The 23,952-nt window shown below is 41.7% G+C and carries 20 protein-coding genes; all 20 read left to right on the top strand.

The genetic code is table 11. From position 1 onward, the window contains the following. Positions 1-62: 62 nt before the first annotated feature. The 20 genes from PE36_RS03805 (at position 63) to PE36_RS03710 (ending at position 23,921) form a co-directional block, all read left to right on the top strand. On the top strand, positions 63-383 hold the full coding sequence (locus PE36_RS03805; protein WP_228140377.1) for a PTS lactose/cellobiose transporter subunit IIA: 321 nt from the start codon (positions 63-65) through the stop codon (positions 381-383). Positions 384-386: 3 nt separating this feature from the next. Next, positions 387-1,688: a 6-phospho-beta-glucosidase gene (locus PE36_RS03800; protein WP_006030640.1), complete on the top strand. Its 1,302-nt coding sequence runs from the start codon at positions 387-389 to the stop codon at positions 1,686-1,688. Between the two features lie 11 nt (positions 1,689-1,699). Next, complete coding sequence (locus PE36_RS03795; protein WP_006030639.1) at positions 1,700-2,461, top strand: carbohydrate deacetylase; 762 nt, start codon at positions 1,700-1,702, stop codon at positions 2,459-2,461. Between the two features lie 168 nt (positions 2,462-2,629). Then, positions 2,630-2,980, top strand: a complete 351-nt coding sequence (locus PE36_RS03790) for a hypothetical protein (RefSeq protein ID WP_006030638.1) — start codon at positions 2,630-2,632, stop codon at positions 2,978-2,980. A 341-nt stretch (positions 2,981-3,321) separates the two neighbouring features. Then, positions 3,322-4,797, top strand: coding sequence for a PepSY domain-containing protein (locus tag PE36_RS03785; protein ID WP_043993820.1), 1,476 nt, complete (start codon positions 3,322-3,324; stop codon positions 4,795-4,797). 483 nt (positions 4,798-5,280) lie between these two features. Further along, the gene (betI, locus tag PE36_RS03780) at positions 5,281-5,886 is read left to right on the top strand and encodes a transcriptional regulator BetI (RefSeq protein WP_043993819.1); all 606 of its coding nucleotides are present in this window, start codon (positions 5,281-5,283) and stop codon (positions 5,884-5,886) included. Next, positions 5,877-7,340, top strand: a complete 1,464-nt coding sequence (gene betB / locus PE36_RS03775) for a betaine-aldehyde dehydrogenase (protein ID WP_006030635.1) — start codon at positions 5,877-5,879, stop codon at positions 7,338-7,340. Before betI ends, betB begins: the two co-directional genes overlap by 10 nt. 9 nt (positions 7,341-7,349) lie before the next feature. Next, positions 7,350-9,041 (top strand): choline dehydrogenase, encoded by a 1,692-nt coding sequence (gene betA / locus PE36_RS03770; RefSeq protein ID WP_006030634.1) that lies wholly within the window; start codon positions 7,350-7,352, stop codon positions 9,039-9,041. Positions 9,042-9,363: 322 nt separating this feature from the next. Then, positions 9,364-10,581, top strand: coding sequence for a choline transporter (locus PE36_RS03765; RefSeq protein WP_043993857.1), 1,218 nt, complete (start codon positions 9,364-9,366; stop codon positions 10,579-10,581). Between the two features lie 170 nt (positions 10,582-10,751). Next, the gene (locus tag PE36_RS03760; RefSeq protein WP_006030632.1) at positions 10,752-11,228 is read left to right on the top strand and encodes a MarR family winged helix-turn-helix transcriptional regulator; all 477 of its coding nucleotides are present in this window, start codon (positions 10,752-10,754) and stop codon (positions 11,226-11,228) included. Between the two features lie 342 nt (positions 11,229-11,570). Further along, positions 11,571-12,575 carry an ABC transporter substrate-binding protein gene (locus PE36_RS03755; protein ID WP_043993818.1) on the top strand — a complete coding sequence of 335 codons (1,005 nt, stop codon included), beginning with the start codon at positions 11,571-11,573 and terminating at the stop codon, positions 12,573-12,575. 108 nt (positions 12,576-12,683) lie between these two features. Further along, complete coding sequence (locus tag PE36_RS03750) at positions 12,684-13,574, top strand: proline/glycine betaine ABC transporter permease (RefSeq protein ID WP_006030630.1); 891 nt, start codon at positions 12,684-12,686, stop codon at positions 13,572-13,574. Between the two features lies 1 nt (position 13,575). Next, entirely contained in the window at positions 13,576-14,823 is a 1,248-nt protein-coding gene (locus PE36_RS03745; RefSeq protein ID WP_006030629.1) for a glycine betaine/L-proline ABC transporter ATP-binding protein, read from the top strand. Between the two features lie 268 nt (positions 14,824-15,091). Continuing rightward, positions 15,092-17,260 (top strand): transcriptional regulator NosR, encoded by a 2,169-nt coding sequence (gene nosR / locus PE36_RS03740; protein ID WP_006030628.1) that lies wholly within the window; start codon positions 15,092-15,094, stop codon positions 17,258-17,260. Positions 17,261-17,379: 119 nt separating this feature from the next. Further along, positions 17,380-19,281: a TAT-dependent nitrous-oxide reductase gene (nosZ, locus tag PE36_RS03735; protein ID WP_006030627.1), complete on the top strand. Its 1,902-nt coding sequence runs from the start codon at positions 17,380-17,382 to the stop codon at positions 19,279-19,281. Between the two features lie 137 nt (positions 19,282-19,418). Further along, positions 19,419-20,873: a nitrous oxide reductase family maturation protein NosD gene (locus PE36_RS03730; protein ID WP_006030626.1), complete on the top strand. Its 1,455-nt coding sequence runs from the start codon at positions 19,419-19,421 to the stop codon at positions 20,871-20,873. After that, the gene (locus PE36_RS03725) at positions 20,870-21,784 is read left to right on the top strand and encodes an ABC transporter ATP-binding protein (protein WP_006030625.1); all 915 of its coding nucleotides are present in this window, start codon (positions 20,870-20,872) and stop codon (positions 21,782-21,784) included. Before PE36_RS03730 ends, PE36_RS03725 begins: the two co-directional genes overlap by 4 nt. Then, a complete protein-coding gene (locus PE36_RS03720) occupies positions 21,781-22,599 on the top strand; it encodes an ABC transporter permease (RefSeq protein WP_006030624.1) in 819 nt (272 codons plus the stop codon). The genes PE36_RS03725 and PE36_RS03720 overlap by 4 nt, the downstream gene beginning before the upstream one ends. A gap of 35 nt (positions 22,600-22,634) precedes the next feature. Beyond that, a complete protein-coding gene (locus PE36_RS03715; protein ID WP_006030623.1) occupies positions 22,635-23,129 on the top strand; it encodes a nitrous oxide reductase accessory protein NosL in 495 nt (164 codons plus the stop codon). Between the two features lie 153 nt (positions 23,130-23,282). Further along, a complete protein-coding gene (locus tag PE36_RS03710; protein ID WP_006030622.1) occupies positions 23,283-23,921 on the top strand; it encodes a hypothetical protein in 639 nt (212 codons plus the stop codon). The last annotated feature ends 31 nt before the right edge of the window (positions 23,922-23,952 follow it).

Genomic DNA, 23,952 nt, shown 5'->3' with positions numbered 1-23,952 from the left:
GATTGGTATAAAAGATGGCTCATCAAAGTTTAGATTCAAGAAGATTAAAGATAAAGGAATGGATGATGGAAATTACAGAAGAATTTTTGATGACACTTTTATGCCAGGCTGGTGCCGCGCGTTCAGCAGTGATGCAAGCAATGCTAGAAGCAAGGCAAGGTGATTTCGAATCAGCAAAAGCATCACTTAAAGCCGCCGATGAAGCATTAGCAGAAGTACATAAATCACAAACAGAACTCATTAGCTTTGACGAAGGTGAAGGCAAAGTAAAAATGACCCTGATCTTAACGCATATTCAAGATCACATTATGAATGCGATGCTGTGTAAAGACCTTGCATTCGAAATTATTGAACTTCAAAGACGAATCCAAAATGAGGACTAAAGTATGTTGAAAATTACAATTATCGGTGGTGGTTCTAGCTATACACCTGAAATCATTGAAGGCTTCATTAATCGTCACCACGAATTGCCAGTGACACACATTGATTTATTTGATATCGAAGAAGGTCGTTACAAAGTTGAGACTGTTGGCGCATTAGCGAAACGTATGATTAAAAATGCAGGTCTTGATATTGAACTGAATATTGAGTTTGACCGCCGTAAAGCGTTAACAGGCGCTAATTATGTGTGCTCTCAAATGCGTGTTGGTATGATCCCTGCGCGTATTCAAGATGAATTACTGGGCAACAAGTACGGCATGATTGGTCAGGAAACCAATGGTATCGCAGGTTTTGCTAAGGCAATGCGTACTATTCCAGTGACACTTTCTTTATGTAAAGACATGGAAGAGATCTGCCCTGACGCATGGTTAATTAACTTCACTAATCCATCGGGTATTATTACTGAAACAGTGCTTAAACATACCAACATCAAAGTAATCGGCCTGTGTAACGTGCCTGTTTGTACCCAGTTTGGTATTGAAGAATTGATGGGAACGAAAGATCTGCAAGTTCAGTTTGCAGGACTAAATCACTTCATCCATGCGTTCCATATTTGGGATCATGGTAAAGATCGCATTGGCGAATTAATCGATAAAGTGTGTTCTGGTGAAGATTTTGCATTGCCTAAAAACTTAGGTGAAGTCACTTGGGTTCCTGAGCAATTAAAACACCTAGGTGCATTACCTTGTGGTTACCATCAGTATTATTACAAGCAAGATGATTTAGAGCAAAAAGAAGTTAAATCTGAAGGTTACGTTACACGTGGCGAGCAAGTTCAAGAAATTGAAAGAGAATTATTCAAACTCTATGAAGATGTAAACCTAAACGAGAAACCGAAGCAATTAGAAGAACGTGGTGGTGCACATTATTCTGAAGCAGCATGTGAGTTAATAAATGCGATCCATAATGACAAACGTACATTAATGCATGTCAATATACGTAATAATGGCACAATATCGGAACTGCCAAATGACTGCGCGATTGAAGTGACATCGGTCATTACATCATGCGGTCCACAACCATTGAACGTTGCGCCAATTACCAATCCGGCGATACGTGGTACGTTACAATTACAAAAAGCCTTCGAAGAACTCACTGTTGAAGCGGGTGTCTTTGGTAACTATGGTGCGGCATTACAAGCATTAACAATCAACCCATTAGTGCGTAAAGGTACGGTAACGAAACAAATCTTAGATGAGATGATTGAACTGAATGCGAAATATGTACCTCAGTTTAACAAAAAGTAGCAGAGTGTATTATGAAGCTAATCGTAAACATAGATGATTTAGGCTTAACTGAAAAGGTAAATGAATCAGTTGTCGCGTGTTTTAAAGTTGGCGTTGTTCAGTCAACAACAATAATGATAAATCAGCCAGCAACCGACCATGCGATTGCATTAATCAAGCAGGGCTTAGTCCCCAATGTCGGATTACATTTAACGCTAACCAGTGGTAAACCTATTTTAGACCCGAGTTTGGTGCCTGATTTAGTCGATAGTGATGGGTACTTTTTAAAGCAAGACAAAGTGCTCGCGTCTGAGGTCTTAAGTTTTGATCAAGCTTATAGTGAGTTTAAAGCGCAATATGATAAAGCGATCAATGCGGGTATTAAATTAACACATATTGATAGTCATCATTTTGCGGCGGTATTCCCGCCATATAAAGCAGCATTTATTGCTTTTGCGAATGAAACTGGCATCCCTGTACGCCGTGTCGATCATGTTGTTTCTGGTTGCGAAGGCTTAAAAGTACTAACAACGGATGCATTTAGTGCAAGGTTCTACGCTGACGGTGTGACATTGGAACGATTGCAAGCGTTGATCCTTGAGTTTAGTACTCAGATCCCGAATGGTACGTTAGAGCTAATGAGCCACACAACATTAGCGGGGGATACGTTATTACCAACGCTATCTCGCTACGTTGATATGCGTGTTGATGAGTTTAATATCTTAACTTCTCAAGAATTAAAAGATTGGTTAGAAGTTAATAAAATAGAATGCATAGGCTTTGATTCAATTTAACTTTTAACTTAATAAAAATAGCTAAAATGAATGCCCATTACATCAAGTCAGAGGTAATGGGCATTTATGTCATTGTCTAACCGAATGTCTAAACGTTAACCATATGTTACTAATTTTGCGATATATTATAGATTTGTGTACACTCCATACAAATCTATAGAGTACCGTATGAAAAACAGTTCTTATTTTAAAAAATCAATGTTGCTTGCTAGCCTGCTTAGTTGGGTTTTAGTCACGCTGATGCCGGTGATTAACGCCAATAATGGTGTTGGTGTATGGGCGACGTTGTGTACCGTTAATGGATTAGAACTGGTTCAGATCGAAGAAGGTAAACCTCAAACCCATGAGGGGAAACCTTGCCCATTCAGCCATTATTCTTCTTTTCATGATCTTGCGTTATTAACCCTGCCTGTATTGGGTCGTGTTAGTGTTTCAATTCAAGAACATTATTCGTTTTTAGCGCATAACGTGCGTTATCAATGGCAAGTTCCTCGCGCACCGCCCGCAGCCCTTTCTTAACTTAAATAATCGCTGTACGACTCGCTGTACTATTCACTGTAATCGTACGCAGCATTCACGTGATCAATATACCGTTAAACCTTTGCGTTTAATCGGGGATTGATGACGAAAAAAATTTAGCTATACCAATTGCATTAAATAAGTGATCAATTATTTCGCCGGAAAAATTGACAATAACAAGACGTTAATTGCCGTAACTAGTTATTCTAATTACCAAATTAACAACGCAGTTAGTGGCAGTTTTAACCAGAAATAATGTTCATCTATTTATTGTGATTGGTATTCATATGGATGACCATCGTTAGCTCGATAGGGATTTTGTAGAAAGGAAAATGCAAAAGATGTCGAAAATTAATCAGCCTGTAAATAACGCTTCGTCTAACAGCGAGGAATTTGCACGCTCAAAATCACGTTACTTTTTAACTTGGCGCTGGCACTTTTATGCCGGATTATTTGTGATCCCGTTTATGTTAATGCTGAGCCTGACAGGTTTAGTCATGTTGTTTGATGATGAAATTGAATTTAGTCGTTATCAATCAGTATTAGAAGTGTCACCACAAGCATCCACAGTTGCTACATCTCTGCAAATGGAAAATGTACTTGCTGCTTATCCTAATGCAAGGGTAACTCAGTTTATACCTGCGCCAAGCCGCGATCTTGCTAACCGTTTTTCTATTACGCTTGAATCAGGCAAAACGGTGTTTGTTACTGTGAATCCTTATAACGGGGATATACTCGGCACTATTGATCGCAGTGATAGCTGGTATGAATTAGCGAATGATATACACGGTACTTTATTGTTGGGTGATTGGGGCGATTACCTTATTGAAATTGCAGCAAGTTTAGGCGTGATCTTATTAGTGACAGGCGTTTATCTATGGATACCACGAGACAATGCCAGCAAAGCCGGTTTTCTTAAAGTGAGAATGACAAGTGGACCACGTATTCTCGTGCGTGACCTACATGCAAACATTGGTGGGTTATTGTCGTTTGTATTGTTATTTTTCTTTATTTCAGGTCTTGCATGGGCAAGCGTTTGGGGTGGTAAATTTGTGCAAGCATGGAGTAGCTTCCCTGCTGAAAAATGGGATAACGTGCCACTGTCGACACAAACCCATGCGTCAATGAACCACGGTAGTGAAGAAGAAATGCCGTGGAATTTAGAGCAAACACTGATGCCTGAATCACATGATCATGCCGCGATGTTAGCAGCAGGAGTGGGTTCGATGCAGCATGATACAAAGATGGCTCATGACATGAACATGCACACAAAGGCTAAAATTGGTATCGATGAAATACTAGATCAAGCTGATATGCTTGGCTTTACCCAGTTTAAGCTTAACTTCCCTCGCAGTGAGACAGGGGTTTATACGCTAGCGGCGAATACCATGAGCGGGGATATTTCCGATCCAAGATTAGATAGAACCACGCATATCGATCAGTATTCAGGTCGGGTCTTAGCCGATGTAACCTGGAATGAATACAACCCAATGGCCAAGTTCATGGCAGCGGGTATTGCACTTCATCAAGGTGATGTCAGCGTATTGAATAAAGTCGTTAATGTACTCTTTTGTGTAGCGTTTATCTTTATTGCAATATCCGGTGCTGTGATGTGGTTGATCCGCCGTCCTACAGGAAAGAAAGTGCTTGGTGCGCCACCACGATTTGAACATGAGGGTGTTTGGAAAGTAGGGTTAATTACTATCGTTGCCTTATCATTTATGTTGCCTATGGCTGGTGGCACTATCGCCTTAGTATTGCTTGCTGATTGGCTTGTGTTCAATCGCATGAATAGAGTAAAACTGGCGTTGAATTAGTTTTTAAACCTAGAGCGATACAGATATAAATAAAGATAAAGCCTGTTTGAAAGCAGGCTTTTATCGTTTAAATCCCCAACGTTATATTCCCCAGTTAAACGCTAAGCAGTATTAAAGTATATTCCCTTGCTAAATAAAATCGACCTATCAGCAGTGGTGTTAGTGCTTTGTTATTATTTGGTCTAATACTTACATTTCTAATTATTACGGTTGAAACTATTAATTTATTTACGGCTATTTTACTGCTAATTAACCTAGAATTAACGGTAGAGTAATATGCTTTTAAAACAGTGGTTTAACCTATTGTTCATCGATTGTTTATGTGTGAGTTATTTTATTGTAAGCATCTGAGCGACAAGGTGGGGGGGTTGATAGTTACAGCTCTAACTATTATAGTTGTAGTTAATTGAGCGTTCAATTAACAACTTTTAACAACAGTTAAGCATTTAATTATCAACAACCAAACATGGATAGTTACTTTTTATGCCCAGACCAGCAATGAAAACGGTAAGACAACAACAGCTGATTGACGCGACGTTGATCTCTGTTGAACGTCACGGTTTACATCACACAACAATCAATACCATTAGTGGTTTAGCTGGACTGTCATCTGGCCTTATTAGTCATTATTTTGGTGGTAAGCAAGGTCTCATTGAAGCAACGCTCAAATATCTACTCGATGAATTAAAACAAGCATTATTAAGCCGGATTTTAGGAAAAAACCTATCAGCAGCGGAACGCTTGTCGATGATCGTCGAGTCTAATTTTACTGAATTTCAACGCTCAGCCGCAGCGACTAAAACTTGGTTAAGTTTTTGGTCTCAAGCAGTCCACGATCCTGGATTAGCCAGACTGCAACACATCAACAGCCAGCGTTTGTATAGCAACCTCGCCTTTGCATTTAAACAATTAATGCCTGAGGACGTGGCGATTAATGCTGCGAAACAAACCGCAGCGATGATTGACGGTTTTTGGCTGCGCAGTGCCTTGAGTAGTTGCCCTGAAAAAGAATTCGAACAAGCCCAAATTTTATGTAAAGCCTTTATCGAGGCTGTGATCATGCAGCACGGAGAAAATAAATGTCGTTAGTTACTTATAAAAATTATGTCCACGGACAGTCTCTCTCCAATGACTCAGGTGAAACCTTTGAAGTCATTAATCCGGCTAACGGAGAAGTAAGTTATCTCGTCGAAGTTGCTGATGCGAGTATTCAGCAAGCGACAATTGAAAGTGCAAAAGTTGGTTTTGCAACCTGGTCAAAACTGACAGCGATGGAACGTAACCGAATTTTATTAAAAGCAGTTGCCTTGTTACGTGAACGTAATGACGAACTCGCTGCTATCGAAGTGCAAGATACAGGTAAACCTTGGCAAGAAGCCTCTGTGGTAGATGTGGTGACGGGTGCCGATTCAATTGAATTTTTTGCTGGTATAGCACCAAGCATCGAAGGTAATCAACAACAGGTCGGTGATGATTTTTATTATACCCGCCGTGAGCCATTAGGCATTTGCGCTGGTATTGGCGCTTGGAATTATCCACTACAGATCGCTTGTTGGAAAGCCGCGCCGGCATTGGCTTGCGGTAATGTGATGATCTTTAAACCATCAGAAGAGACACCTCGCGGCGCAATCAAGTTAGCTGAAATATTTACCGAAGCGGGCGTACCAGATGGCGTGTTCAACGTCGTTCAAGGTGATGGTCGTGTTGGCGCTTGGCTAACCACACATGACGATATTGCTAAAGTATCGTTCACTGGTGAAGTAGGTACTGGCAAAAAAGTGATGGCAGCAGCTGCGGGTTCACTGAAAGAAGTCACAATGGAATTAGGTGGTAAATCACCACTTATCATCTTTGATGACGCTGACATTGATAATGCCGTATCGGCTGCCATGCTGGCAAACTTTTATACTCAAGGTGAAGTGTGTACTAACGGTACGCGTGTATTTGTGCAAGAAGCCATTTACCCGCGCTTTATCGAAAAATTGCGTGAGCGTACTGAGAACAACATCATCTGTGGCGATCCAATGGATCCAGAGACTAACTTTGGCGCGTTGATCTCGAAAGAGCATCAAGACAAAGTATTGAATTTTATTGAGATAGGTAAATCAGAAGGTGCTGAACTCCTTACCGGTGGTCATGCTCTGCAACCTGATAATGCGCCGAATGGTTACTTTGTTGCGCCAACCATTTTCACCCAGTGCACTGATGAAATGACATTAAGCAAAGAAGAGATCTTTGGTCCTGTTATGTCTGTGTTCACATTTGCTGATGAAGATGAAGTGATTGCGCGTGCTAATGATACCCGTTTAGGTTTAGCTGCCGGTGTATTTACGCAAGACATTACCCGTGCTCACCGCGTTATTCATCAAATGCAAGCCGGTATCTGTTGGATCAATGCGTATGGCGCGTCACCTGCCGAAATGCCCGTAGGCGGTTATAAAATGTCCGGTATTGGCCGTGAAAACGGTAGCGAAACCTTGAAAGCGTATACTCAGATTAAAGCTGTGTATGTTGGTATGCAACCACTTGAAAGTCCATTTTAGGGAGTAGACATGACTCAATCAAAAGGACTATATGATTACATTATTGTTGGCGCGGGTAGTGCGGGTTGTGTATTAGCCAACCGACTATCAGCGGATCCCGCTAACAAGGTGTTGTTATTAGAAACCGGCGGCAGTGATAAAAGTATTTTTATCCAAATGCCAACCGCGTTATCTATTCCGATGAATAGTGCGAAATATGCGTGGCAGTTTGAAACTCAAGCTGAACCTTATTTGGATAATCGCCGTATGCATTGCCCTCGTGGCAAGGTATTAGGCGGTTCATCTTCTATTAATGGCATGGTTTACGTGCGTGGTCATGCTCGCGATTTTGATGAGTGGCAGCAAAGCGGGGCAAAGGATTGGGATTATGCCCATTGCTTACCTTACTTTAAAAAAGCTGAAAGCTGGGCATTTGGTGGCGATGATTATCGTGGTGACACAGGACCACTTGCTGTCAATAACGGCAATAACATGAAAAACCCATTGTATAAAGCATTTGTCGATGCGGGTGTTGATGCCGGTTACATGGCGACCGATGATTATAACGGGTCGCAGCAAGAGGGCTTTGGTCCTATGCACATGACCATCAAGAATGGTGTGCGTTGGTCGACTTCGAATGCGTATTTAAGACCTGCAATGCACCGCAGTAACCTAACTGTGATCACCCATGCGTTAGTTCACAAGGTATTGTTTGAAGGTAAACAAGCGGTAGGGTTGGAGTTTGAGCGTAAAGGCAAGCTAACTACACTGTATTGCAACAAAGAGGTCATCCTTTCTGCTGGTTCTATTGGTTCACCACATATCTTGCAATTATCAGGTATCGGCAGGGCAAGTACGCTAGCAGAAGCGGGTATTGAGCAAGTACATGAATTGCCGGGAGTGGGCGAGAATTTACAAGATCATCTCGAATTTTATTTCCAATTCAAGTGTCTTAAGCCAATTTCTCTTAATGGTAAGCTAGATCCATTAAACAAACTGTTTATTGGTGCGCGCTGGTTCTTTGATAAATCAGGGCTAGGGGCTACAAATCACTTTGAGTCTTGCGGATTTATTCGTTCAAAACCAGGATTAGAATGGCCAGATTTACAGTACCACTTTTTACCTGCCGCAATGCGTTATGACGGTAAAGAAGCGTTTGCTGGGCATGGTTTTCAGGTTCACGTTGGTCATAATAAACCGAAGAGCCGTGGCTTTGTGAAAGTGGTCTCTAACGATGCACATGTTGCGCCGCATATCCAGTTTAACTATCTTTCGCATGCTGAAGATATTGAAGGTTTTCGGGCTTGTGTTCGGTTAACGCGTGAGATCATTAATCAACCAGGATTGGATGAATACCGCGGTGAAGAGATCCAGCCGGGAATCGATATTCAAACGGATGAAGAGATCGACCGTTTTGTTAGAAGCGCGGTAGAAAGTGCTTATCATCCTTCTTGTTCGTGCAAGATGGGCGAAGATCCAATGGCTGTGGTGGATTCAGAAACCAGAGTGCATGGTATTGAAGGGCTAAGGGTAGTTGATTCCTCTATTTTCCCTTCCATTCCAAATGGCAATCTTAACTCACCGACCATTATGCTGGCAGAGCGCGCCGCTGATCTTATCTTGGGCAATACACCACTTGCAGCAAGTACTGCAAATGTAACCTTGGCCCCTGAGTGGCAGAAAACACAAAGGTTACAGGATCCTAAGCGGCAGACTGTTTAAAAACTGTTTTTAATGAAATAGACCTAATGCGTTGTGAAAACGGCGCATTAGCAATATATACCCAAGTTACTTCAAGATGCAAAATCAGCAAACCGAAAGTAGCTTGGTATAGGTATCAGACCAGCCTAAGCCACTCTGGCTGAATGGTCTTTTAATGCCAAACTCAATTTATCAGGGTTTAAATATCGGTAATACGATATTTAAGGTTTGAGGGTTAATGCTATCTAAAAAAGGTTGCTAACCTAAACGTTGAGTAAGGCTTTTTAAAACGCAAGCAGGATTAAGCTTGTGTTTTACATAATATTTACATGGAGTTTAAATGATGACTACCTGGCTTAGCATCGGTATTTTATTTACCTTTGCTGCAATTGCATTTGTAATTTTTCGTTGGGGTAATGTGCGCTGTGTGGGTGTTACGCCTGTACGCACATTTACCTTTATCGCCATTTTATTTACTTCAGGTTTGGACGTGGGACTTATCATGTTTCCGCTTACCGAGTTTGCTGGTTATGCAAATCTTGCGGCAAGCCCTGAATATAGCTTTAGTAATCCACTGGCGATTGAATTTGGTTTCTGGGCATTTCTGATCTGGGCGTTTTACTTTTTAACTTGTTTCTATTTTTGTGTCATTGAACCAAGAGTTAAATTTTTTGAAATCCCATTAATTAAATTCATCAACAACCTTATCATTATCGGTACTTGTGCGTTTACTGCTTACTTATTACTGACCAATCTACCTTGGTATTTACCTGAATTAGGCGATGGCGAAACGATAGTGGGTAGTTTCTATCTGATTGTGTTTGTTGTTATCGCAGCGGCGGTTTATTCAAGTACCAGTATTCGTTATGTGCGTATATTAAGTTTAGCGAGTACCTGGTTATTCTTAGGTCTAATCGTAGTGATGTGGGCTGGCGCGTTCTTATCTGAAGGATCAAGTGTCAGTGAGTTTGCAACTACCTTTGCGTTGGTTGGCGACTACTTTGGTAATATACATCACTTTGTTTTACCTATGAATGATTACCATGAATTCTACTTATTCTGGTGGTTCTCTTGGAGCATCATGATTGGTCAATTCACGTCGCGTTTTGTTGGTGGCATGAAAACCTATCAAGTACTGATTGCAATGATGGTATTCCCGTCTATTCCTATCGCTGTGTGGTTCTCGGTACTTTACTACTACAGTGTGAATGAGATCGCGACAACTGGTTTCTATAACCTCGCGATGATATTAGTGGGCATCACCTTTGTGATTAACTCACTGGATTCATTAGTGCGACTTTATACGGATAATTTAAACTTAACCGTAGCACGTTTCGGCAAGGTTAAATACATTATTGGTAACGTGGCATTAATGAGTGGCTTGACGTTATTGTTCAAACTTGATTTCTTACAAATCCAGTGGGTTGGAGCTCTAGCTATCGCACTTATTCTTGGTTGTTTTGGTTATATATTAGCCACGAAATACAAGCAAGTTGCAGCTATTGAGCATTCACCAAAAGAAAATAAAATTGATTTTGGTAAGATTGATTTAGTTAGCTAGCGTGCTTTCCGCTCCCTTTTGAACACGTAAATTGGTTCGATAGTGGTTAGGAATACAACAAAAGCAAAATAACATTTAAGTGTTATTTTGCTTTTTTCATATTTGCAGTATGGCTCTGGGGTCAATTTCTGTTATTGTTTCGAAAAATAGCGGCGAATTTTGGAAAAGTTATGGAAAAGTATGAAGAATTATTAGTTTCATTGCGCCAAGTGATCAGAGCCATTGATATACATTCTCGCCAGCTGAATAAACAGTCTGGTTTAACAGGTCCTCAGCTTATGGTGATGCAAAATATTGCCGTGCTTGATGCGCCACTAGCGAAAGACATTGCTAAAGAGATCGCCTTAAGTGCCGCGACAGTAACGACTATTATCGACAGACTTGAGAGTCGGGCGTTAGTGATCCGAACGCGAAGTAAAACCGATAAACGTAAAGTGCATTTGTCACTGAGTGAATCAGGTAAATTATTACTGAGTAGTTCGCCCAAGCCGCTTCAAGACCATTTTATCAAGCGTTATCAAAATCTTGAAGAGTGGGAGCAAAGTCAACTGTTGTCCGCTGTCGAACGTATAGCCTCAATGATGGATGCAGAAAAGTTAGATGCTGCACCAGTATTATTGGTTGGCCAAATTCAGGCCGAAGAATAAGATTTAGACCGCCAATTCACTGCCGTAAACGTTCAGCTCTTATCTGTGCGACTTCGCTGTTTCTGTGAATATCAATTTACCAGTAATAGCGACTCGCACTGCTAATTTCTTAGTAAAACGAACACTATATTGAAATGAATTATAACAAAAAACCGAAATGTTGGTCACTGATTATTTAGTAATATCAACAGAGTCTTAGTTGATGTATTACATAGTTTAAACTGCATATATTAGGGGGGTATTTTAACGATATCTTAGCGTAATTAGCATAAATCTAAGATTTTAGTAGTGAAATCCTGTATTATTAACACAACTTCATACAATAATAAGGATATTATTTATATGCGGAAAATTTTCGCTACCTCACTACTTCTTGCTTCTACATCTCTTTCTACCTTCGCTAATGCGAGTGAATGCGGCAGTGTTACCATTGCTGACATGAACTGGAATTCAGCCACCTTAATTGCCAATATTGACCGCTTCATTCTCGAACATGGTTTTGATTGTGACGCTGAACTCGTTCCCGGCGACACGATGCCAACGGGCACGGCTATGATTGAAAAAGGCCAACCTGATATTGCCCCAGAATTCTGGAGTAACTCGATGAAATCGGCGCTTGATCAAGGCGTCAAAGATGGGCGTATTCGTTATGCCGGTGTTACCCTTAGCGATGGCGGTGAAGAAGGATTCTGGGTGCCAGCCTATATGGTTGAGAAAGACCCAAGCTTAGCGACTATTGCTGGCATTAAAGCTAATGCTAAACTATTCGAACACCCTGAAGATCCGAGTAAATCGGCATTTATGGGCTGCCCAGCTGGTTGGAACTGTCAAATATCAACATCGCAACTCTTTGATGCAATGGATTTAGCCGCTTCTGGTTTTGATTTAATTGATCCAGGTTCCGGTGCAGGTTTATCGGGTTCTATCGCTAAAGCCTATGAGCGCGAAGAAGCTTGGTTTGGTTATTATTGGGCACCGACCGCTGTATTGGGTAAATACAACATGGTTAAGGTTGATTTTGGTACCGGTATCGATGAAAAACATTTCAAGGAATGTATCACCCAAAATGATTGCTTAACCCCGAAAGCAACCATGTATCCGCCTTCTGCAGTAGACTCTGTTGTTACCGAAGAATTTGCGGCGAGAGCACCTGAAGTAATGGCTTACCTTGCAGCCCGTTCATTTAAGAATGCGCAGATGAATGAATTACTTGCTTGGATGGAAGATCAACAAGCTGATGGTGAATACAGTGTTGAACACTTCATTATCAATTATGAAGATACTTGGTCACAGTGGGTTGATTCAGCAACCGCGAAGAAAATCAAGAAAGCAGTCTCAGAACTATAGCCTTTCATTATACCCAAACAACTTCAGTTTGCTGATTATGCAGATTGAAGTCGCTTGAGTATATATAGCCCGAATCATTCGGGCTTTTTCATCTTAGGAAATAATAATATGTCAGACAGTTCATGGCTTTCGGAAATACCGCAGCTAGATCGTCACCAATTACTCGGTATTAGAAAAACATTGGATGGCGCTTATCGCAGTTTTTCGCGTGAATACGGTGATAGTATTGAAGCGTTTTTTGATCCCTTACTTACTTTTCTCATCTGGTTTGAAAAATTATTACTCAGTAGCCCTTGGTGGATAGTGATTGCTGTATTAGCGGTGTTTGCTTATATAGCTAGTCGTTCTTGGAAATTAACCTTAGGCGTCGTTGTGGCCTTTTTCCTCATCGGCTTTTTTGGTATGTGGGACAATACCATGCGAACCATGAGTATTATTCTCATCTCCACTATGCTCGCGGTGATCATAGGTATTCCGATCGGGATCTCGATGGCACGCTCTAATCGTGTTCAGTCCGTCGTGACGCCCATCTTAGACATTATGCAAACGATGCCAGCATTTGTGTATTTGATCCCTGTGGTGATGCTATTAGGCATCGGTAAAATTCCTGGCGTTATCGCCGTTATTATCTACGCCGTGCCGCCTGTTATCCGCTTAACGAACTTAGGTATCCGTCTGGTAGACAAAGAAGTATTAGAGGCCGCGACTGCCTATGGTGCTAGCCCTATGCAACGTTTATTCGGTGTGCAGTTACCGCTGGCGATGCCTAACATTATGGCGGGTATCAATCAGACGATTATGATGGCATTGGCTATGGTGGTGATCGCATCTATGATTGGTGTTAAAGGCTTAGGCCAACCGGTATTAAAATCAATCACCAATCAATATTTCACCCTTGGTTTGATGAATGGTTTAGCCATTGTTGCATTGGCGATTATCTTTGATCGGATCTCGCAAAGTTACGCAAAACGTACATTACAAAATTTTGGAGGGCAGTAATATGAATTCGCATGACAAGAGCAGTTCGAATGAGAAGAAAAGCCCGTTAATTCGTATTAAGAATTTATACAAAATTTTTGGTAAAAATGAGAAAAAGGTACTCGAGTTAGTCAAAGCGGGTAAATCTAAAGATGCTATTTTAGCTGAAACGGGTCATACCGTGGGTTTATCGGATATTAACCTGGATATTTATCCGGGAGAAATATTTGTCATCATGGGGTTGTCAGGTTCGGGTAAATCGACCTTGATCCGCCATTTTAACCGCCTAATTGAACCGACTGCCGGGGAAATAGAGATCGCAGGTAGTGATGTCATGCAATTGACGAGTAAAGATCTGCAAGATTTTCGTCGTAATAAAATGTCGATGGTATTCCAACGTTTCGGCTTAATGCCACATCGCACCGTGTTAGAAAATATTGGTTATGGTTTGCAAGTGAAAGGCCTTAAGAAGGCGGAATGGCAAAAATGCGCAACACAGTGGCTGGAAACGGTTGGTTTGGATGGTTATGCCAATCAATATCCAAGGCAGCTGTCTGGTGGCCAACAGCAACGTGTCGGTTTAGCGCGTGCCTTGTGCACCGATGCCGATATTCTGTTAATGGATGAAGCATTCTCAGCATTGGATCCGCTGATCCGCAGCGAAATGCAGGATCAGTTGATTGAACTACAAGAGAAACTACATAAAACCATCGTCTTTATTACCCATGATCTTGATGAAGCATTACGCTTAGGTGATCGCATTGCAATTTTGCGTGATGGGGTATTAGTACAACAAGGGACACCTGTTGATATTTTGCTTAACCCGATTGATGATTATGTTGAAGCCTTTGTTAAAGATGTAAATCGCGCGCGCGCATTGACGGTGGAAACGGTGATGCAACCGCAAATTTGTCGTATCTCTGCTGAAACAATCGGTGAAGCAGTATTACAAATGCGCAAGTCAAAACAAGATTATGGTTATGTTATTAACGAGGATGGTTATCAAGGCGTGATCACACAAGATACCTTGGATAATATTGAAAAAAGTGATTACAACAATACGCTTGATGCGTCGTTATTAGATGATGTACCTGCGGTGCAAAGTGATGCGTTACTGGAAAGTGTTATTCCTGAAATGCTGGATAATCAATTACCACTGCCGGTATTAAACGAGGATGGTGAGGTTGAGGGGCACTTGTGTCGTTCTACACTGGTTGAAGTATTAAGTGATCAGCCTAGTGCGGAAAAGGATAAAGTAACTCACGTTTGATGGCTCGTGATGATGTATTAATTGTCAGATAAATATAAAAATGCCTATTACAGCAGGTCAGAGGTAATAGGCATTAAGTACTCATTTTTCAGAAACAGCCGCTATATTAATCGTGACCAGCTTCAACATATTTATAAATAGTGAGTCAAATAATAAATATGTTAGTGAGAAATTGACTTAAGTCATTCGTCATCTCCAAAGAGGTACTTATGATGCTCCTTATGGACTGCAACTTACTCGGTATAAGTTGCAAAATTAAGGGGCGATTGTGGTTAATTTTAGTTATTTAGTGAATAAAAAAAGTAGATTTCAGCAAGGGGTATCAGCTTGTATCACTGTGATGTTGCTGATAGCCACTTTTTTTATACCGTCAAGTTATGCCCTATTTGTCAGTCCGCCAAAAGATCCGATGCCATTTATTCAGGCGCAATTCCCCGATGCTACCGCTATTTCTGATAAAACCCCAACGGAAGTCGGTGGTTATCCTATCTGGACAGTGCGTAAACATGATGAAGTCTTAGGTTATGCCTTTGAAACCAACGATATCGCTAGGATCCCTGCTTACTCTGGTGAACCCGTTAATATGCTGGTGGCAATCGATCCACAAGGCACATACCTCACAGCGCAAGTATTAGAACATCATGAACCGATTATTCTAGCTGGTATTCCAGAGAGTAAACTATGGGCTTTTACTGATCAATATGCCGGTTTATCCGTGCGTGACCGGTTAAAAGTCGGTGGCAACAACAGCGAAAACTATGTAGCGATTGATGGTCTTTCTGGCGCGACTGTTACCGTGATGGTGATGAACGTCGGGATCACCAAGGCAGCCAAGAAAGTCGCACAAGCACTGGCTATCATCAAAAAATCCAGCGGTATTATCCAACCTATTTCAACCATTAAAACTGAGTTATTTGAGCCAGCCAACTGGACGCAACTAACCGGTGATGGCTCTATTCGTAAGTTATTCCTGAGCCGTGAAGCCGTTGATAACAGTTTTTTCGGCACTGCTGCAGAGCATGTAGACGAAGCCGATAGTGATGAAAAGCAAGATATGTTTGCAGAGATCTATTTCACCCTTATTGATGTTCCAACGATTGGTAAAAACTTATTTAGTGCTTCTGATTACCAATGGCTAACCGCCAACCTTAAACCCGGTGAGCATCTGGTTGGGGTATTTGGTAACGGTTACTCATTTAAAGGCTCGGGTTATGTGCGCGGTGGCATTTTTGACCGTATCCAAGTACATCAAAAGGACAATGCTATCTCTTTTCGGGACCTGCAGCATGAACGTGTTACCGATATATTTATTGCTGGGGCACCAAAATTTAAAGAGATGTCGGTATTTAGAATCGAAGCACATCACGAGTTTGATCCCGGTGCCGAGTGGGCGTTTGAACTGTTAGTTCGTCGTCAAACTGGCCCTGTCGACAGTTTGTTTAATAGCTTTAGAGGTCAATATGACATGCTGGATAAGTATGTTGATACCCCGCCAGCTATCATACCGCCACCTGAGTTAACCCTGACTCAACAGGTATGGCAAGAGCGCAATACCGAAGTCATCCTCCTCATTGGACTCATGGTGGTATTACTGCTGATCTTGTTTTTTCAAGATGTGTTGGTTAGGCATCCTAAGTTCATGCATAACTTGCGTCATGGTTTTCTGGTGGTCACCGTGGTACTTATCGGTTGGTCATGGGGCGGGCAGTTATCCATTGTTAATGTGTTTACCTTCTTACAAGCCCTGATGAATGACTTTTCATGGGATCTGTTCTTGCTTGACCCGATCATCTTTATCTTATGGTGCGCCGCGGCTGTCACCATGCTGTTGTGGGGGCGCGCAGTATATTGCGGTTGGTTATGCCCATTTGGCGCCCTGCAAGAACTGGTTAATGTGTTTGGCCGCTTTATTAAATTACCGCAAATCGAATTGCCGTACGCCGTACATGAGCGTTTGTGGGCAATCAAATACTTAATTCTATTGGCTTTATTTGGTGTTTCACTCGAGTCACTGGCCGCCGCAGAACAGCTTGCTGAAATCGAACCTTTTAAAACCACGTTCTTATTAAAGTTCGATCGTGAATGGCCATTCGTTGCCTGGGCAAGCTTGCTGATCTTATCGAGTTTGTTTAATCGTAAAACATTCTGTCGCTATTTATGCCCGTTAGGTGCGGCCTTATCCGTACCCAGCAAACTGAGTTTGTTCCAGTGGCTTAAGCGCCGCTCTGAATGTGGTCAGCCCTGTAAAACATGCGCCAAAGAATGTGAGATCCAGGCGATACAACCAAATGGTGAGATCAATATGCGTGAGTGCCATTACTGTCTGGATTGCCAGGTGACGTATTTTAACGAGGAAAAATGCCCACCATTGAAAAAATTAGCCAGGAAGAAAAGAAAAATCAGTGATGAGCAAATTATCGACATCACTAACATTTAATAAAGAGCACCGAATACTGAATAAAGAGCACCTAACATTTAATAAAGAGCAGCTAATACCGAATAAATAGAAGCTAATCGCATAAAAATAAACACAATTTTAATATCACGGAGAATCTTATGATAGATAATAAAAATAACAATATTGAAGTATCTGAAGAAACAACGCTAGAGAATGCCGATCGTCGTAGTTTATTTAGCAAAACGGCTATGTTAGGTGCGGGCGCGGTATTAGCGCCGATGTCAGCAGCAATGTTTTCGTCAATGGCACAAGCGAAGCGTGTTGAATATGGCAATAGTACAGTAGTACATCCTGGCGAACTGGATGAGTATTATGGCTTCTGGAGTGGCGGTCATTCTGGCGAAGTACGTATCATGGGTTTACCTTCAATGCGTGAATTAATGCGTATTCCTGTTTTCAATATCGATAGCGCGACAGGCTGGGGTTTAACAGAAGAAAGTAAACGCATTAAAGGCGAAAGTGCTCATATTCTGGCTGGTGATGCGCATCATCCCCACATGAGTATGACGGATGGTCGTTATAACGGTAAATATGTGTTCATTAATGACAAAGCCAATTCACGTGTTGCTCGTATTCGCTGTGATGTAATGAAAACAGATAAAATGCTCACTATTCCAAACGTACAAGCTGTGCATGGTCTACGTGTGCAAAAAGTACCTTACACTAAATACGTGATCTGTAATGGTGAGTTCGAAATTCCAATGAACAATGATGGTAAAGCATCAATGGAAGACGTAAGCACATACCGTTCGCTGTTTAATGTGATCAATGCAGAAACAATGGAAATGGCGTTCCAAGTAATGGTAGACGGTAACCTTGATAATACCGATGCTGATTACGATGGTAAATATTTTGCATCAACCTGTTATAACTCTGAAATGGGCATGACCTTAGGAGAAATGATCTCTTCTGAGCGTGATCATGTGGTGGTATTCAGCCTAGCGCGTTGTGAAGCAGCGCTAAAAGCCGGTAAATTCAAAACTTATAATGGCAATAATGTACCTGTACTTGATGGTCGTAAAGGCTCAGAACTTACGCGTTACATTCCAGTGCCAAAATCACCACACGGCATTAATACTTCGCCAAGTGGTAAATATTTTGTCGCCAATGGTAAGTTATCGCCAACGGTTTCAATTATCGCGATTGATAAACTCGATGATCTGTTCAGTGATAAGATCAAACCGCGTGACACCGTTGTTGCTGAACCAGAATTAGGTTTAGGTCCACTGCATACGGCATTTGATAACCGCGGTTATGCTTATACAACGTTATTCCTTGATAGCCAAATTGCGAAATGGGATGTGGAAGAAGCAATCCGTGCCCACAACGGTGAAAAAGTTAACTACCTTAAACAAAAACTGGATGTACATTACCAACCAGGCCATAACCATACATCACAAGGTGAAACGCGTGACGCTGATGGTAAATGGTTAGTCTCTTTATGTAAATTCTCGAAAGATCGTTTCTTAAATGTGGGACCTTTACGCCCAGAAAACGATCAGTTAATTGATATCTCTGGCGACGAAATGAAGCTGGTACATGATGGTCCCGCGTTTGCTGAACCACATGACGTTATCATTGTTCACCGCAGTAAAGTTAAACCACAGAAACTGTGGACGCGTGACGATACTATGTTTGCTGAAACGGTGGCCATGGCAAAAGCGGACGGTGTTAACGTGATGACGGATAACAAAGTTATTCGCGATGGTAACAAAGTACGTGTGTACATGACATCTGTTGCGCCAGTTTATGGCATGAGCGAATTCAAGGTTAAATTAGGTAATGAAGTCACGGTGGTGGTGACTAACTTGGATATGGTTGAAGACGTTACGCATGGTTTCTGTATGACCAATCACGGTGTGCAGATGGAGATCGGTCCACAAGCGACCGCTTCAATCACCTTTACTGCGAATCAACCAGGCGTACAGTGGTATTACTGTAACTGGTTCTGTCATGCACTACACATGGAAATGCGTGGTCGTATGTTCGTTGAAGCATAACCGTTAATAAGCGTAATAAGGCCTAGTAATAGGCCGGATAAATGAGGGGAGTCGCACTGTTATTGCTCCCCCTTTGTTGTATTTAACTATTATTTTTAATTATGGTTATTATATTAATTATAGAAAAGAGAGTGTTAATGGCTAAACGTGCATTTATCGTATTTACATGGTTTATATTATCGCTCAGTGTTCCATTGGCTGTTTTTGCGAAAAATATTCATGTCACCAGCGATGATAATCTCCAAGCTTCATTAAATCTTGCTGATGATGGTGATATCGTTGTTATTGCTGCGGGTGAATATATCGGTAATTTTATCGTTAACCATGCTATTACTGTTACTGGTGAAATTGATAGTGTCACCGGTGAAGCGGGCGCTATTATCAATGCCAATGGTGAAGGTCATGCCATTGAGTTACGAAATTCAAATATTACTATTCAAAACCTGACCATCATTAACTGGGGCCGAGACTTAACAGAGCAGAATTCAGGTATCTACACGGATAAAAAATCCACTAACATCACCATACAAGAGAATAACCTCAGTGGTGATGGTTTTGGCATCTGGATCCAACGTAGTCAAAATGTCGTCGTTAAAAACAATATCATTAAAGGCAATGCCAAACTACGTGCGTCTGATCGCGGTAATGGTATTCAGCTTTCTATGGTTCAAAAAGCCTTAGTAGTAGGCAATACGGTGAGCGAAACGCGAGATGGGCTGTATGTTATTTCCAGCCAAGATAACGAGTTGAGAAACAATACCCTGCACGATCTGCGTTTTGGCGTGCATTACATGTATTCGCATAACAACAAGGTATTGAATAACTTTTCTTATAATAACCGCGTTGGTTATGCCTTAATGAGCTCTCGTCAGTTGGTTGTGTCTGGTAATCGCAGTTTGAATACTGAAAACTATGGTTTTTTACTGAATTTTATTACCTTTTCGGAAATCTCCAACAATCATATAAAAGACGTGTGGACCAAGCCTGAAAACAAGGTTTTAGGGCGAGATGGTAAAGGTCTATTCATCTATAACTCAGGTTACAACACCATCAAATATAATACGGTTGATACCGCTGAGATTGGTATTCACCTAACAGCAGGTTCTGAGCATTCAAAAGTGTACGGTAACAACTTTATTAATAACCCCGTCCAAGTGAAATACGTGTCCAACAAACGCCAAGAGTGGAGTGTTGATGGCGTCGGTAATTACTGGAGTAACTATTTAGGCTGGGATCTTGATGGTGACGGTAAAGGTGATACCGCATTTGAGCCGAATGACGGTATTGATAAGATGATATGGCAATATCCAGAAGCGAAAGTATTGCTTGATAGCCCAGCGGTATTGTTATTACGCTGGGTGCAAAATCAATTCCCGATATTAAAACCCGGCGGTGTAAAAGACAGCCATCCATTAATGACGCCGAGTCGTATAGTCACCACCCCAGATTCAGAAAGTATGACGGCTAACAATCATGTTGTACAAGATAGCGCTTCTATCACGCACGACTCTTCAACAAGCGATTCTTTAACAAACAACTCTTTAACAAAAAATACGTTCACCACCAGTAGCGAGGCAACAGACTTATTATGACCTCTTCAATCATATCAATGACAAATGTAAGCAAGCATTTTCAGCAATTAAAAGCATTAAACAATGTTTCACTACAGCTTGCAGAAGGTGAAGTACTGGGGTTGTTTGGCCATAACGGTGCCGGCAAAACCACCATGATGAAACTTATCTTGGGGATTGAAAAAGCCACAACGGGTGAGCTCGCTGTGTTTGGTCGAGATCCGCAATCGAAACAAGCATGGCAAGACCGCCGTCATATCGGTTACCTACCTGAGAACGTGAGCTTTTATGATCACTTAACCGGCGTTGAAGTATTGAGTTATTTTGCCAAGTTAAAATCGGTACCACGTCGACAAGTTGCCGAGTTACTGGAGTTAGTAGGGCTGACTCACGCAATGCAGCGTAAGGTTAAAACCTATTCCAAAGGTATGCGACAACGATTAGGGTTAGCGCAAGCCTTTCTTGGCGAGCCAAAGCTGTTGTTATTGGATGAACCTACGGTAGGTTTAGATCCCACTGCGACCCAAGAATTTTATCATTCTGTTGATCGCTTGAAACAGCGTGGCGCCAGCATCATTTTATGCTCTCACGTGTTACCTGGGGTTGAGCAACACATTGGCCGTGCGATGATCTTATCGGGAGGGCAAGTGATCGCGATTGGTAGCTTGGCGCAGTTACGTGCACAAGCCAGTTTACCTGTGGTGATCCATACCCTAGGTATCACGGAACAGTTAAATTCAGACCCATTGTTAACGCGTTACAAGGGCGGCAAGGATAGCTTACATGTGCAGGAAGACGAGAAGATGGCCGCATTAAAACAAATTATGTCATATGACAGCGTGGTTGATGTACGTGTGGAATCTGCCAGTTTAGAGCAGTTGTATCAGTACTATTTATCTAATGGTACACCAATTCAAGGAGTCGCATCATGAATGCTATTTTAGCGGTTGCGAGTAAAGAGTTTCAAGATGGGTTAAGAAACCGTTGGTTTGTGTCTATTACTGCGGTGTTCGCCATTTTATCATTAGGCTTGAGTTATTACGGCGCGGCTGCATCTGGCGGGGAAGGGGGTGGTTCGCTGTCTTCAACGATTGCGAGTTTGTCTAGTCTGGCGGTATTTCTGATCCCGCTCATTGCGTTATTACTGAGTTACGACAGTTTTGTCGGCGAGCAGGAAGCGGGCACCTTGCTGTTGTTACTGACTTACCCGTTAAGTAAGGGACAGCTGTTATTGGGCAAGTTTGTCGGACAGGGCGCGATTATTACTTTAGCGACGGCGCTGGGTTTTGGTAGTGCCGCGGTGATGATTGGCTTTCAATCTGGGTTTGAAGGGGTGTTTGCTGCCTTTGGATTATTCATTGTTACCGCGACCTTGCTTGGGCTGGTATTTATCAGCGTGGCTTACGTGATCAGCATTGCTGTGAATGAGAAATCACAAGCCGCCGGTATTGCCTTATTGGTGTGGTTTTTCTTTGTATTGGTATTTGATCTGGCTGTGCTGGCTGCGCTCGTGAGTGTGGACGATGGTTTGACCCAGCAGGGGTTAGTGAATGTGATGATGTTTAATCCTGCCGATGTGTTTCGGTTGATTAACCTTGCAGCCCTTGATAGTGGTGATGTCAATGGCGTGATCGCGGTGGCGATTAATTCGAGTCAATCTATCACCGTATTAATGACGATCATGGTGGCGTGGATAGCGGTACCGTTGACTGCGGCGAGAGTTGTGTTTGCCAATAAAAAATTATAATTATTAAATTGCATTAAATTAATGAAGGAACATTTATGTTTAACTCAAAATTAAGAATTTTGTCATTAGGTATGTTGCTGGCGTTTGTTGTCGGCTGCGGTGAACAAACAAAGCAGCAGGTAATGGTACAGCAAGCGGTAAAGATAGAACAAGCTGATAGCTGTCATTTATGTGGTATGACAATCAGTAATTTCCCAGGGCCGAAGGGGGAAAGCTATGCTTCAACCCAAGACGATATTAATAAGTTTTGCTCTACACGGGATCTGTTTGGTTTTATTCTGCAACCTGAGAACAAACGCCAAGTGAAAGAAGTCTTTGTGCATGACATGAGTAAAACACCTTGGGGTCAACCGAACGACGAGCACTTCATTGATGCTAAACAGGCTTGGTTTGTCATCGGTTCCACTAAAACTGGCGCAATGGGACAAACATTAGGCAGCTTTAGCGTAAAATCGGATGCTGAAGTCTTTATGCAGGAGTTCGGTGGCCAGTTGTATCAATTTGATGACATCACGCTTGCTGATCTGTAATTAATTCTCTCTGTGAACGTGGCTTATGTTGTAATGAACAGGCTGCGTTTACTCATCCACGTCTTTACTTCTTATCTACAAGTTTATTATTTATAGCGACATAAATGGTCTGCTGCTATCTTTGAATAATATATTCAAACGTTAGGAGAATATATGCTATCAACCGAAAATATAATCACGCAAGTGAAACGTAGTGTTCAGCTGCTATCTGCAACCTACATTGTTCTGTTTGGCTTATTGTTTACTATCACGATGATAAGCGGCTATTACAATATACCGATCTCGTCGTTTACCCGTGATCCAACCGTGGTGCTCGGTGGTCCTTCGTATGTTGGTTTCATATCTAACATAGGTATATTATTTTGGGCATTTACTGCGGCGATCTGTCTTTTTTCTTCAGTTATTCATAAGCATAGCAATAACCAAACCACCCCTCAATTTTTGCTCTATTCAGGGCTACTTACCTTGTGGTTGTTATTGGATGATATGTTTATGTTGCATGATTCATTGTTACCGAATCATTTGATGATACCCGAAAAACTGGTTTACTTAGGTTACGTAACAATCGTTCTAGTCTATTTGGTGAAATTCAGAACTGAAATATTAAACCACGAGTACGCCACTTTATTTATCGCTTTTAGCTTCTTTGCACTGTCAGTTTTGGCTGATTTATTATTAGAACAACAAGGGTTTGAATTTTTGCTCGAGGATGGCTTGAAGTTATTCGGGATTGTTACCTGGTTTATATTCTTTTTCAGAACATGCCGGGTTTATCTTCAACAGGAGGAGTAAAAATGGGTCCGTAACAACGGCTCAGTAATAA

It is taken from the genome of Moritella sp. PE36 (assembly GCF_000170855.1).
Taxonomy (GTDB): domain Bacteria; phylum Pseudomonadota; class Gammaproteobacteria; order Enterobacterales; family Moritellaceae; genus Moritella.
The sequence above is the reverse complement of the archived record's forward strand: the minus strand, read 5'-3'. Positions and strand labels throughout refer to the sequence as shown.